A 14,097-nucleotide genomic window follows, 5' to 3' on the forward strand; every position below is an offset into this window, starting at 1 on the left:
TCTTTCAAGCTAAATTCATTATCAACGCAATTAAAAGTTGAGCTTTACGTTTAACAGATTAAGAGTTATCGTTATCAACAAAAATAAACTTTAGTCTAATAAAGAAGAACGTCGACAAAACGTTTTAATAAGCAGAAATGGAATGCGCTTATCAAAGTTGAACGTTATCCCACTCGTTCTCATCACAAGCTTTTCCGTGAGTCAGCACAAAGCCATTCAATTACTGCGATAGCCTAATTATATTTGTCAAGATTTAGTTATCACTCTTCAAGGAAGCAGTATGGACATAAAATGTCTCGATCCTCAAGGAATCAATAGTTTCGAACTTAAAGCTAACGAAGTGTTATCAAAGCACCTACCTGATAGCTGGATAGGCTACTCTTCTTTAGAAATGCTTGGCCGTCAGGGAAAAGATTTTGAGGCTGATCTAATTCTCATTACTCACGACCGAATAATCGTTGTTGAGCTTAAAAACTATAAAGGAAAAATTTTCACAAAAGGCAATCGGTGGATTCAGGAATACGAGGACGGGCGCCAAGAGAGCCGTATTAACGCGGTTTCACAAGCAAGCAGAGCAGCAAAAATTCTAAAGTCGAGACTCCAAAAGAAACTGGGCAACAAGTATGTCCCTTACGTTGATAAACGTGTAGTGTTGTGCGGCTCAGCTGACGCGTCTCACCTTTCAGAAGAAGAAAGAGAGTGTGTTTTTACACTGGATGAATTTAAACACATCGGCGATGAGAAAATATATTCAAAAATAATTGGACGACCATTTCACTTCGATAGAAAAGAAGACATCCCAAATAAAAATATTACAGTCTGGAACCGGATTTTTCTCAATAATAGCGCAGACTTCAAAGCAAAAGCCTTTTCATCAAACGGCTATGTACTAAACAGTAAATCGCTTTTCCGGCATAAAGGTAACTTGTATGCAGAATATCGGAGCCAAAAAGCAGAAAACGCTAATTACCAAGCCTTAATGAGAAGATGGGACTTTACTGCTCCTTGCATAGTTGAGCACTCTAGAACGCCTGAACAGCGTGCAACAATTGCTCAAAGAGAGTCTAGTGTTCTAGGTTATATTGATACTCAAGATGAAGATTTAAAGGATAGTCACCTCCGGTTACTTCATATACCGGCAGATTTGACGGAAGACTTCGTGGAGCTCTACGAGTGGCCGAATAAGAAAGAAAGGCTCGACTCCTTTATTCGCAATAATAACAAAAGGTTAACAACACAGAACAGATTAGACTTAATACAAGTTCTGGTTAGTCAGCTATCGAGACTTCATGATATTGAAGTGGCACACCGCGATCTCGGTTCGCATAGCATTTGGTTATCACTACCCAGTAAAGTGGTCCTTTCAAACTTTTTAACAGCGTATTACCCAGATCCCGACAAAAAGACAGTTTCTCCAGTCAGAAAAATTATTCAGCATGGACGAGTCGAGACACCTGAAGAGCTTTTTGAAGAAACCTCTCATGCAACTGCATTTAGCCGAGATGTGTATTTAGCGACTGCGGCTTGTCACTTCATAGCTTTTGATACTTGGCCTAAAAAAGAAGAAGGCATCTATGTCTGGAGCCCAATTGAGGGCAATGAAATTAGTGAAAAGCTAGGGGACTGGTTTTCTCGTGGTCTTGAACTCGACTCCAGAGATAGATTTCAGGATCTTTGTGTTGCGCAAACAGAACTAAATAAGTTAGTAAGAACAGGGGCAGAAGACCCTACGCAAACCTTATCACTCCTAGCAAAATACCATACCAATAAAAACGTCTATACAGAACTTGGCGCAGTGCCCTTTAAAACAGACGGAACGTGTCATTTATTAAAAGCCCCTGATGACTCTTTTGGGGTAAAAGCATGGTTTGGGCTCAGTGACACAAACGGAGCCGGTGGAATAAACCATGAGCTTCTGATGTTCTTCAGCAGGCTTGAAAGCATCAATAAAGCCGCTTTATCTTGCCTTCCTAAAATTTTAGATTTCGGGTTTAACCCAACGATGACCTGCGCATACTTTAAATACGAATGGGTTGTGGGAGTCACGTGGGATAAAGCAGTTGAAAATATAGAGAAGCCAGATAGTTATAAACTGGCTAAAGCGTTGATAACCGCTTTACTCAAACTTCATGGTGCAAAGCTTCATCATGGCGACTTACACCCTCAAAACATAATTGTCGATAATGAAAATATTCGTTTCATCGACTTAGTGGAGTATGACTTAAACAACGCTGATAAACATACACCTGCCTATGTTCCGTCTTCGTATGAAAGTCTAGCTAAGACTGCCATTGATCGTTTTGCCGCTATCAAAATAATACATGAATTAGCACAGGTAATTAGTTCACTTCATCTCACCAAATACGCGGAAGAATTACTCGCTCTCCCTGAGGTGTCGACAAGCGAACTAGAAAAATTACTCGATAAATTCGATGAAATTGTCAATCCGCCTCCTCCAGTTACGGTTAAAAAATATGAGATTCATCATAAGAATTGTCGAACGGTAACCGAGCTATTGACCTCAGACGATGGGGCTTATTATATGACCCTTAAGCGGAACGCGGGTAAAGAAAGAGATTTATTAAGTGTTCAGCTTAGTGGCATCAAGAAAAATATAAGCTTGTTAATTAATGAAGATAGAAAGTTTATTGTCAGCTTCAGAGAAAATGACATTCGACATGACCAGTTCATCAGAAATAAGCGCGATTCTCAGTTAAAGTTAACTGGTGAAATTCACCTGTCGAACAATATTCATGGATCAACCGAAGATTTCATCAACTTCATTCTCGAAAGTGATGCCTACAAAGAGTTAGCCAGAACTTCCGGTGAGACGAATTCTGAAGCCAAAGGGCCGACAAGACCAACTCTGACACTACCAAAGATGGCTAAGTCAACGGTATTGGATGCTCGCGAAATTTGGAAAGTGCTTGTCGATACAGAGGAAGAAAGCTATCCCAAAATTCAGGTTGTGACAGACCCTGTTTACAATGCCAATCAATTACTCAGTTTCCGGTATTCATTAGATGACAGCAAATTCGACTTCGACCTACGAACCGAACGAGTTAATGTAAAAATGGAAGTGCGGGGCGAGTTAAGAGTAATCGGTATTGTTGAAGATTTAAGCTCAGACAACCTCATATTAAAAACTCGCGGTAATAATACACCTCAAGCAGGCGACACCCTTATTCTGGAGGGAAGTATGACTGCTGCGTCGCTTTCGAAACGAGAAAGAGCGGTCACAAAATTGATAACAGGTAGAGCAATAATACCTGATCTCCCTGACTATTTTTCTCCCGGACTTGATGCTCAAATTATAGAAGGTATAACACCAACTGAAGATGAGTTAAATTCCTATACTGAATACAAAGAAGATGGCAGCATTTCATTCGCCTTAAACGAACAACAACGAGATGCTTTTAAGGCACTGTACAAATATGGTCCTATTGCTTTGCTTCAAGGCCCCCCCGGAACGGGTAAAACAGCCTTTATCGGTTCCTATATTCATTATTCGATAATGAAAGGAGCTCGACGTGTTCTGCTTGTGAGTCAATCTCACGAAGCCGTCAATAATGCCAGTGAGAGAGTTCGTTCACTTTTTAGAAGAACGGAGCAAGCAATCGATATAGTTCGTCTCGGTGATGAATCAAACTTATCTGCACCATTGACTGATGTTGGTGAAAAAGCACTTCAAGAACACTATCGTGACAAGTTTAGGGCTGAATATAAAGAGCGACTAAGTACGCTACTTGAACACATTGGCATACCAGCCGAGATGTCCGCTATCATTTCAGAATTTGAGGATTCGTACGGTCAACGATTTAACCAGTTACTATCCCAAGCTCAGGATGAAGATCAGGCTGGCACAGCTAAACTTACGCAAAGAGAATCAAAGCTAAAATCGAACCTTAACGATTTCTTGGCCAGACAATTACCTGACTCTCCCTCCTTTACCGGAGTTCCACTCTCTAAGATACGAAGCACGTTATTAGAACATCTCGCTGAACATTTCGATATTTACTCAGGGGAGCTGATATCCAAAGTTAGCAACCTTATTGAGACATCTAACGAATGGTTAAGTGTAATGGCATCAGGAAAAGCCCAGTTCCAAAACTTCCTTGCCAAAACCAGAACCCTTGTGTGTGGCACCTGTGTCGGTATTGGTCGGAACCATTACGGTGTACAGGAAAATATATATGATCTTGTCGTTATCGACGAAGCCGCTCGCTCTCCAGCCAGTGAATTAGCGATTGCCATGCAGGTAGGAAAAAAGGTATTGCTTGTTGGAGACCATAAACAACTTCCGCCATTGTTTGATGAGGCGCACATTAAAGCCGCAAAACGAGAATTGCCGAAGTTAGATGAAGAAGAATTGAAGCGAAGTGATTTTGAAAGGGCTTTCGTTTCTGACTATGGCAAAACTGTTGGTCGTTCTCTTCTCACTCAATATCGGATGGCCCCACCAATCGGTAAACTCGTGTCAGAGAACTTCTATGATGGTGCTCTGCAAACAGGCCGATCTCTAACTGTTGAAAACTATCAGAATTTAATAAATTCATTCGCCACTCCAGTGACATGGTTTGACACATCGGGTGAAGGGAATCAAAACAGGGAGGCTACGCCTAAAGGCAAGGGCGTTAACGAAAAAAGCTTCATTAACCCGCTCGAAGCTGACTGCATCATCTCAATAATCAGGCGAATGTATGATAGCGATGGTGAGATATTTAAAGAAGGGGAAGAGCCTAAGATCGGGGTCATCTGCATGTATGGAGAACAAGTCAGACACCTGATTAGAAAAATTAACAGTATGCCATGGGCGAGAAGCTTACTTGAAAGACGCATTGTAAAAGTGGATACGGTTGATAGTTATCAGGGTAAAGAAAACGACATCATAATTCTTTCTCTGGTAAGAAGTAATGCAAGGGGTACACAGGGCTATGTATCATCTGAAAATCGAGCCAACGTGTCATTGTCACGCGCGAAAGAATGCCTATTTATAGTCGGCAATAGTCAAATGTGGAGCCAGCATAATCAATCCTCCGCATTTGGACGTGTGTTTAAATTTATCGAGGACAATAATTCCCCTGATTATTCTATCCGCCCGGTAAAAGGAATTTCGCAGTAATGAAAATACAATTAAACAGAATTAGCTTCGGACTGCCAACAAAGGCGTTCTTTATCGATTACACGGTCAGCCAGAAGCGTCAACTCCCCGTAGTAAAAGAGTTTATTATTCGTGTACTGCATTCTGTCGGTAAGTCTCCTGTATCGCTCATTCAGAACTATTTTGGATTCACTGCGGCAGAAACGCTCGCCGTTCTAGACGACTTGATAGAGGAGAGCTTGATCAAGTGGAGTGACAATGAAATAGAACTCACGGCTCATGCATTGGAAAACTTTGAAGAAATAGAAGGAAATATGCTACCCCGCTTTTTCGAGGTGGTAGATAAAACCGACAACGTATTCTTCGAACTTAGCGAATTCAGGATGTTGCCGAAGACAGTACAACGCAGCGGCATAAACAGCACCTCCATATCGCTACCGTTACCCGATGATTGCTATTCAAAGCTAAATGACAAAGCCATGTCTGCATTTGACAGCAATTTTGAGCATTTTCGAGAAGTTGTTAAAGGTGAAGATATATACTCAGAAAGAGAAGAGTTATACAAAATCAACCATGTAAATGGTAAGTATGATATCTCAATCCCTATTCCTGTTGAGTACTACATTGAAACTGATGCTCCAGATGTGTTGCAAACTGCATATGAAGACTCGAATCTTGACGAGTGGGACATTAGCAAATCACTGTTTAACTATATGGATTCAGCAATCAGTACTAAGTCCTACAGTGATGTAACGAGAGATTTTAGCGATTACATAAGCGCTACCGACGATCCGATTTTAACGCGGTACTGGGACGACAAAACCGAAAGTGTCAATATTGAGTTACTCCTTAAGCATTATGCTGATGGAATGGCCCATCACTCAAAAGATACACAACTCATTGTCGGCAACCTGTATTCAGACTTCAACTCTCAGGCTCTTGCTGAGAAGTTAAAAGAAATATTCTCGAAAAAGCCCAAATCGAGCGGACTAATCTGGCTTTCAAAAGGGGACAATTCAACGTGGGGGCGAACCTCAGAGTTTGGCGTTCTGCTAGAATCGATCACTTCACTATTTGATAACAGAAAGAAAACCTCCAAAGCGGTTTTAGCTCTTCCATGCTCAAGTGTCAACGAAGCCATTGAGCAACGGAAAGTTTACCGGAATCGTGATATCGACCCAGCGCTTATCGGCTGCGAAAGGCAATTCGGTGGAGAAAACTGTGAAGTATTACTTTTACCCAATATCATGGTTGCTTGCCTGCTCCACCTACCAATAACGGATGATAGAAATATTTCACTTCCGGTGGGCTACGTTAGCTTTGCACCAGAACTGATAGAATCGGTAACGAGCAACATTATCAGATGGGCATCTTCTGAGAATACTCTCAACGATTTCTTCGAGAGAAGAGATACGAGACAAGAAGATACTGTTTTATATAAATATTTCAGCCAGATATTGGCTCAGGGGTAAAATTTTAAACTAGAGACGCTCAACTATTCACAAAATTAAGAAGCTTCTATGCCAACCCTATTAAAATTTAGCTTTGACGGCTGATAAGTATCACAGAAATCATTGTTCGTAGTAACAATTGATACACAAAAGATACTGGTCAATACATGTAAGTAAATGGATTAAATAATGCGATATGAAAACTTGAGTCCGTCACCATCTTCACTGATAGAGTCTCTTCGAGATATTGGTTATTCAATGGAAACAGCCTTAGCAGATGTAATCGACAATTCAATCACTGCCAAAGCAAAGAAAATAAATATCGATTTTTCATGGAACGATGGTTTACCTTGGCTCGCCATACAAGATGATGGTTGTGGCATGTCCTACGAAACCTTGCTTTTAGCCATGAAGTTAGGAAGTTTCAATCCTCTTGATGAACGTAAAGCAAATGATTTGGGCCGATTTGGTCTAGGATTGAAAACGGCGACATTCTCACAGTGCAGAAAGCTTACGGTTATATCTAAAAAACAAGACACTGTTCACGCTATGGAATGGGATTTGGATTCAATAAAGGATAATTCAGAACAAGGTTGGCGGGTAAGCATACTCGAAGAGACAGATCTTGAACTAATTAAAGAGATTCCAAATTTAATTACAGCTCTTAACGAACAGGAAAGCGGAACTATTGTGCTGTGGAGGAAGTTAGACCGTTTAGACGACTTTGACTCCCTAAAAGTAAGAGAAAAGAAACTAAATGAATTAATTGACCATTCAAGGAATCATTTAGAGTTGATTTTTCACAGGTTCTTGGCTGCGGGGCCGGGTAAACAATCTTTAAAAATTTCAATCAATAGCGATCCTTTGATAGCGAGAGATCCATTCAATATGTCCAGCAATGCAACTATTGAACTTCCTTCTCAAATTATTCAGGTTGATTCTAAAAAGATTCAAGTTCAACCGTATGTGTTACCTCACTACACAAAAGTATCTGCTGAAGAATATGAAAAATATGCAGGAGACGGTGGCTACCTGCATAATCAGGGCTTTTACGTATACAGGAATAAACGTCTAATAATAAAAAGCACTTGGTTTAGGCTTATGCCGAAAGAAGAGCTTACTAAACTTATAAGAGTTCGCGTAGATATTCCAAACTCTTTAGATAATATTTGGAAAATAGATGTTAAAAAATCAAATGCAAGCCCTCCAGAAGCAGTAAAACGAGGGTTAAAGCAAATAATTTCTGAAGTAGAATATTCTGGGAAACGAGTATTCAAGCAAAAAGGGTATAAATTAGAGTCCCAGATTCTCGAACCCTTCTGGCATCGCACAATTAGCTCAGGCAAAGTCAGTTATCTCATCAACAGGCAACATCCGATGATAATGTCGATAACAAACCAACTAGATACTCAGTCCAACACTAGCCTCTCAGCTATTCTAAAATCGATAGAAGCATCATTTCCCTCTGATTTGTATTTTAACGATTTTGCGAACTCACCTGAAAGCATCGACAAGCCAGTGGTTGACGAAGATGAACTAAAAGGAATCATTGATATGTTCTATCCACTATTTAAGGCTGAAAATTTAGACAAAGATAAAATTATTTCAAAGCTTTTACAAATAGAACCAATGGCATCAAATCAAAAGGCCACCGCTAAAATAATAGAACAAATGGAAGTTGAACTATGACTGATATATCGAAGTTAAATCAAATAGAAGACTTAACTGAAAAGTTTTTAATCGTTCAGTTAGGTGAAAGAAACCTTGAAAACATCACTCGTGAGCAAATTTTTTCTGCTGTTAAAATGATGGCACAGAATCTAAATGTTACTAATACAGAAGAATTAAATTTCATTACATCAAAACTGGAGGAGCGGTTTGATATAAGTATGGAGCTAGGTGTTGCGTTTGAAGCTGAAGACTACACACCTTGGTTGGAAGAGCATAGGGGTGATATATCTTGGTTTTTTTGGGAGAGGTACAAACGACATCTCACAAACTCAGGGTTTCCCCCTAAGGTTGTTACACAACTAGACCTCGTTACAGATAAAATATTGGACCATCTTGAATACCCTAAGAAAACTGGGGACTGGTCCCGTAAGGGTCTTGTAGTCGGACATGTGCAATCTGGAAAAACAGCTAATTATACTGGAGTTATCAACAAAGCTGCCGATGCTGGTTACAAAGTAATAATCGTTTTAGCTGGCATATTAAGTGCGCTAAGGAGTCAAACTCAAGAAAGAATTGATGAAGGCTTTATTGGAGTAGATAGCTCAACACAATTAGATAATATACCTCTCAAAAAGAGGTTGGTTGGAGTAGGCGAATATTCTTACGAAAACGTCCCAGTTTCATTTACTACAACTGTTCATGACTTTAAGAACACTATAGCTCAACAAATACGCTCTGGAATTGGTAACTTTAATCAACCAGTCGTTCTTGTAATTAAGAAAAATAAGTCAATACTCCAAAATCTCATTAATTGGTTGAATAACAATAATCTAGATTTAGACCAATTCCCATTTTTACTGGTCGATGATGAAGCAGACCATGCCTCAATAAATACCAACAAAGAAGATAAAGATGCTACCGCAATAAATAGTAAAATAAGAGAGTTGTTAAAACTATTCCGCCAGAATATGTACCTTGGGTACACAGCAACACCCTTTGCAAACATATTTATAGATCCTGATAGCAATGATGAGATGATTGGAGATGAGCTATTTCCACGAGACTTCATTATAAGCTTAGATGCCCCAACTAATTACGTTGGCTCAAAAAGAATATTCAGTTCAGACTCAGATCTGGATATGGTTAGGGAGATTAACGACTTTGAAGATTTGATACCCGCATCTCATAAAAAAGACGAATATCCTGTAGCCCTTCCTCGTTCTCTAGAGGAAGCAATACGCATATTTATATTAGTACGAGCAATTAGAATATTGAGGAATCAGGAAACTAAAAATAACTCTATGCTAATCAATGTAAGTCGTTTCACAGATATTCAAAGCCATGTCAAATTACAGGTTCATGAATACGTTGATGAAATGCGTACGAATATTATAAACAACTATGCATTAGATATTAATCAAGCAATTAAGAACAATTTTATAAAAGATTTAAAAACATCTTTTGATAATGAGTTCTCAAAAAATGAATTCTCTTGGGAGCTTGTTCAGAAAACTCTAAAAAAAGCTGTTTCTCCAGTTAAAACAATTGAGGTGAATGCATCAAAAAGCTCTGAACCACTCGATTACAGCAAAGAAAAGTATCCTAATGGAAGAAGCATTATCGCCGTAGGGGGGTTAAGTCTATCTAGGGGCCTCACACTTGAGGGACTAACCGTCAGTTACTTCATTAGAAACACGCAAATGTATGACACCTTAATGCAGATGGGACGATGGTTTGGGTATCGTGATGGGTATGATGATTTATGCAGACTTTATATGTCAAGTGACGCGATATCATGGTATCAGCACATATCGGATGTAACCGAAGAGTTAAGAGATGAATTTAAAAGAATGGAGAATGCAAGATTGACGCCGGAAGAATTCGGTCTATGTGTTAGGAGCCATCCTGAATCACTTATAGTCACTGCAAGGAACAAAATGCGGTCAGGCACCAATGTTTTGCGTCAAATAAGCCTTCATGGAAGGCATATTGAAACGACTGTTCTCGCATCATCAGAGGCGGTATTGAAAAACAACTTAGCGTCTCTTCAAACTCTAGCTAAAAGCTTGCTCGATAATTATCAACTAGAAACAGCGAACAACAGTAACTATTTGTTCAAAGCTGTGTCGGATAACCCTATAAAACGTTTTGTACAAAGCTTCTCAAATCATCCCGGCTCAATTATGACCGAACCAAAGCCAATTTTAGACTTCATTAGTAAGCTCAATAAGTCTTGGGATGTACAATTAATTAGTAATTCGAAACCTCACGACCCGAGCAAATCTCTTACCATCACAGAACTCTGTAAAATGGACCCTGTGCTTAGGACAGTCATCGCATATAAAAATACAAATAACTCAATAACGTCAAGTAAACGACGATTTAGTTCTCCGTCTTGGGAAAAAGCAGGAATTGATCAAGCCGTTATTAAAGGGCTTCAGAGCTCGCTATCAAAATCGAAATCATTGACGGGTAAACTTCTTAGAGAGGTAAGAGAGCGTCCATTACTTTCAATTTACTTAATAGATTGTGTCACCAACGATAATGAGAGAGTACTTAAGGACAATTTAGCCATAGCATGGAGTATTAGTTTCCCCGGAGTGGCCGGCACTGGTAAGCCAGAGGATTTGGTTGAGTATGTTGTTAACACTACGTGGTGGAATCAAGAGTTTGGAACTCTGTTAGATGAAGAGGAAACAATCGATGAATAACCCGTGGGAAAATATTAAAACACCTAAATCAGATTTATCAGCTCGTCGCATTGACCATAAACACCCTTTAGATATTTACTGGGCGAAAGACAGAGCAGGTAAATATCTTTTTGTTTGCAAATTAACTGACAAATGCAAACTCCCTCCCAAGTTCCCAGCGCTACTTGGAATTGAGGTTACTTCGATTCCTGATAATCAGCAGTTAGTTCTGACATTAAAAAAATCGACTGATTGGGAATTATTTTTTTCACTATGTAATGATATCATTTCAGCCACAAGAGCGCTTGCTCCTTCAGCCATTGTCTCGGTGATATTTCGTAGAATCGAACGATGGCGTGAATTCTTAAAGCAGGATAAGGAGAAAATCCTAAGCGAAAGAAAAATCAAAGGATTAATTGGAGAGTTAATATATATACAAGATTTCGTTTCACCGAAGTTCGGCATCGCCAAAGCTATTGAATTTTGGACTGGCCCAGAAGGTAGTACACAAGATTTTAGTATTAATAACACAGCCATTGAAGTGAAGTGCCAAGACGGAACATCCTCACCAAAGGTGAAAATTTCTTCTCCTGAGCAACTCTGTGGCCAACTTGGCAGGCTATTCTTATTTGTTGTTACTTTAGGAAGGACTGAACCTGAAGCATCAAGCGCGATCACATTGCCCTCTTTAATCTCAGAAATTCAACAAAAGTTGATAAACGCCGGTAACACACAACAATTAGAAAAGCTTCAAGATATCTTACTCGAGTTGGGATATACCTATAGTGATGAGTATTTATCATACTGCTACATTGTTTCATCTAAAAAGTTCTATGAAGTCAAGGACGGTTTTCCTCGACTAGACCTTTCTGATATTCCTAATGGTTTAACCAATATAACGTTTGATCTCGAATTGATAGCTTGCGAGCCCTTTCTAGCCGATGATTCATGGATGGAAGAAATATGAGCCTAGATAACTTTTACACGAAATTTATGCAAGATATCTACACCGAAGCGGAAGTAGGCAGTAAATTCAATGAGCCTGTCTTCGTAGAAAAAATTTGTGACTATTTAGTTGAACAGGCTGTTATAGAAAACTATGCGGTGTGCAGCTATAAAAAAGAAACATTAGGTTTAAAAGTAGATGCTTGGCATCATAACAATGACAATGGAACACTCACCCTTATAGTTTCACACTATGGTGATCAATTAGAGAGATTAACTACCTCTTTAGCTTTACAAATCTCCAAGAGGCCCGTTCGCTTTTTCGAGCGTTGCTTAGATATCTCATTTATGGAGTCGATGGAAGAAAGTGACCTAGCCTATCCTCTCGTGAGAACTATTTCTCTGAAGTCTGCGACAATATCTGGTGTCAGAGTAATAATCATTACTAACTCTGAAATTAGCAAATCGATTAAAAGCATACCTGCGACTCAAGTAGGCGAACTAGATGTAGCGTTCGATATTTGGGACATCGAAAGAATCTACCGGCTCGATTCCTCTAACTTAGGAAAGGAAGCAATAGAGATTGATTTTGCTAGTGAATTCGGAAAATGTCTACCTTGCTTAAAAGCATTCTCTGAATCTGACAAATTTCAATCGTATTTGTTGGCTCTACCGGGTGACCTGTTATCGAAATTGTACGACAAGTACACTGAGAGGCTTTTGGAGCAAAACGTTAGAACCTTTTTGCAGTTTAAAGGCAAAGTTAATAAGGGAATGAGAAATACTATAGTTAATGAGCCAAACATGTTTTTTGCGTTCAATAATGGGCTAACTGCAACAGCAGAAGAAATAGAAACTATAGAAAAGAGTGGTATCTCATTAATTTCAAAACTAAAAAACCTACAAATAGTTAACGGTGGGCAGACCACAGCGGCAGTCTATAACACTTTGAAAAAAGAAAAGGCCGATTTATCCCAAGTTTTCATCCAAGTAAAACTTACCATAGTCCCGCCAGAAAACGTCGAAGATATTGTTCCAAAGATATCTGAGTATGCAAATACTCAAAACAAGGTCAACGCCGCAGACTTCTTTTCAAATAGTCCGTTTCATTGGCGCTTTGAAGAGTTATCAAGGAGAGTTTGGGCACCATCTATTGACGGCGGGCTTCAAGAAACACATTGGTTCTACGAACGCGCTCGAGGCCAGTATATGACCGCAAAAACGAAACTCACGCCAGCTGAGCAGAAAAAATTTGAGAAAATTAACCCTAAGAATCAGATGATAACGAAGACAGACCTCGCAAAGTTCTATAACTCGTGGGATAAAGTACCATACATAGTAAGTTTGGGAGCCCAGAAAAACTTTGGTAAGTTTGCTGATTCGATGACTAGTCAATGGGAAAAAAGTGAAGCTCAATTTAACGAGATGTTTTTTAAAGAGTCTATTGCAAAAGCCATAATATTTAAAAATTTAGACCGTAATATCATGAAGCAAGACTGGTATGGCGGTTATAAGGCCAACATAGTTACTTATACTATTGCGAAGTTCCGTGATTTAACAGATAGCGCTAATAAACAGCTTGATCTAATCTCAGTATGGAGGCAGCAAAAGCTTCCTGAAGAGCTATTACGGAACTTATTGGAGATTGCTGAGGTCGTGAACGATGTAATAAAAACCACACCAACTCATGTGACCAATATAGGTGAATGGTGTAAAAAGGAAGATTGTTGGAATAATGTTGTAAAATCGCCAGCTATATTGAACGGAGATGTTGAACAATTCCTCATAGACCCTAATGAAGCAAAGGAACAAAGAAAAGATGCTGTAGCGATTCAGTCCATCGACAATGGTATTGAAGCTCAAAAATACGTTTTCGACAAAAGCAGCATGTACTGGAAACAAATCATAGAGTGGAACAAGTCGTCATTTGCTCTAAGCCATAAAGAAAAGAGCATATTAGACATAGCTGCTTCCATACCGTCTAAAATTCCTACTGAAAAGCAATGCCTGTTCTTATTAGATATAGAAAAAAAGGCATTTGAAGAAGGGTTTTATATTTAATTTCTACCCGCTCTAATATTCTTATAAGATTTTCTAAGTTCTTGTGACTTGAAATCTAAATATTGCTAACTTGAGTTGTGATACTTAAAGCTTGGATTAGCAACTATACTCAATCCAAGCTACTAAGAGTGAGCACCCGAAATTACAAATATTTATTTAGTTCTTAAAGAGTCAAAAT

6 protein-coding genes are annotated in these 14,097 nt (G+C 39.2%); all 6 read left to right on the forward strand.

Going from position 1 to position 14,097, the window contains the following annotated elements; all coding sequences use genetic code 11:
* The first annotated feature begins 280 nt into the window (after nt 1–280).
* The 6 genes from ACXAER_RS04940 (at nt 281) to ACXAER_RS04965 (ending at nt 13,919) form a co-directional block, all read left to right on the forward strand.
* Complete coding sequence (locus ACXAER_RS04940; RefSeq protein ID WP_474827175.1) at nt 281–5,122, forward strand: AAA domain-containing protein; 4,842 nt, start codon at nt 281–283, stop codon at nt 5,120–5,122.
* On the forward strand, nt 5,122–6,573 hold the full coding sequence (locus tag ACXAER_RS04945; protein WP_474827177.1) for a hypothetical protein: 1,452 nt from the start codon (nt 5,122–5,124) through the stop codon (nt 6,571–6,573). The genes ACXAER_RS04940 and ACXAER_RS04945 overlap by 1 nt, the downstream gene beginning before the upstream one ends.
* 237 nt (nt 6,574–6,810) lie before the next feature.
* On the forward strand, nt 6,811–8,241 hold the full coding sequence (locus ACXAER_RS04950; RefSeq protein WP_474827178.1) for an ATP-binding protein: 1,431 nt from the start codon (nt 6,811–6,813) through the stop codon (nt 8,239–8,241).
* Nucleotides 8,238–10,934, forward strand: coding sequence for a Z1 domain-containing protein (locus ACXAER_RS04955; RefSeq protein WP_474827180.1), 2,697 nt, complete (start codon nt 8,238–8,240; stop codon nt 10,932–10,934). Before ACXAER_RS04950 ends, ACXAER_RS04955 begins: the two co-directional genes overlap by 4 nt.
* Nucleotides 10,927–11,880: a PD-(D/E)XK motif protein gene (locus ACXAER_RS04960; RefSeq protein ID WP_474827182.1), complete on the forward strand. Its 954-nt coding sequence runs from the start codon at nt 10,927–10,929 to the stop codon at nt 11,878–11,880. The genes ACXAER_RS04955 and ACXAER_RS04960 overlap by 8 nt, the downstream gene beginning before the upstream one ends.
* Nucleotides 11,877–13,919 (forward strand): AIPR family protein, encoded by a 2,043-nt coding sequence (locus tag ACXAER_RS04965; protein ID WP_474827183.1) that lies wholly within the window; start codon nt 11,877–11,879, stop codon nt 13,917–13,919. Before ACXAER_RS04960 ends, ACXAER_RS04965 begins: the two co-directional genes overlap by 4 nt.
* Nucleotides 13,920–14,097 lie beyond the last annotated feature (178 nt).

This window comes from Alteromonas sp. AWJ4_199 (assembly GCF_056159165.1).

Coding starts and splice junctions, on each gene's coding strand:
- ACXAER_RS04950 (WP_474827178.1), top strand. CDS start 6,811: ATGGAAACAGCCTTAGCAGATGTAATCGACAATTCAATCACTGCCAAA.
- ACXAER_RS04960 (WP_474827182.1), top strand. CDS start 10,927: ATGAATAACCCGTGGGAAAATATTAAAACACCTAAATCAGATTTATCA.
- ACXAER_RS04965 (WP_474827183.1), top strand. CDS start 11,877: ATGAGCCTAGATAACTTTTACACGAAATTTATGCAAGATATCTACACC.
- ACXAER_RS04945 (WP_474827177.1), top strand. CDS start 5,122: ATGAAAATACAATTAAACAGAATTAGCTTCGGACTGCCAACAAAGGCG.
- ACXAER_RS04955 (WP_474827180.1), top strand. CDS start 8,238: ATGACTGATATATCGAAGTTAAATCAAATAGAAGACTTAACTGAAAAG.
- ACXAER_RS04940 (WP_474827175.1), top strand. CDS start 281: ATGGACATAAAATGTCTCGATCCTCAAGGAATCAATAGTTTCGAACTT.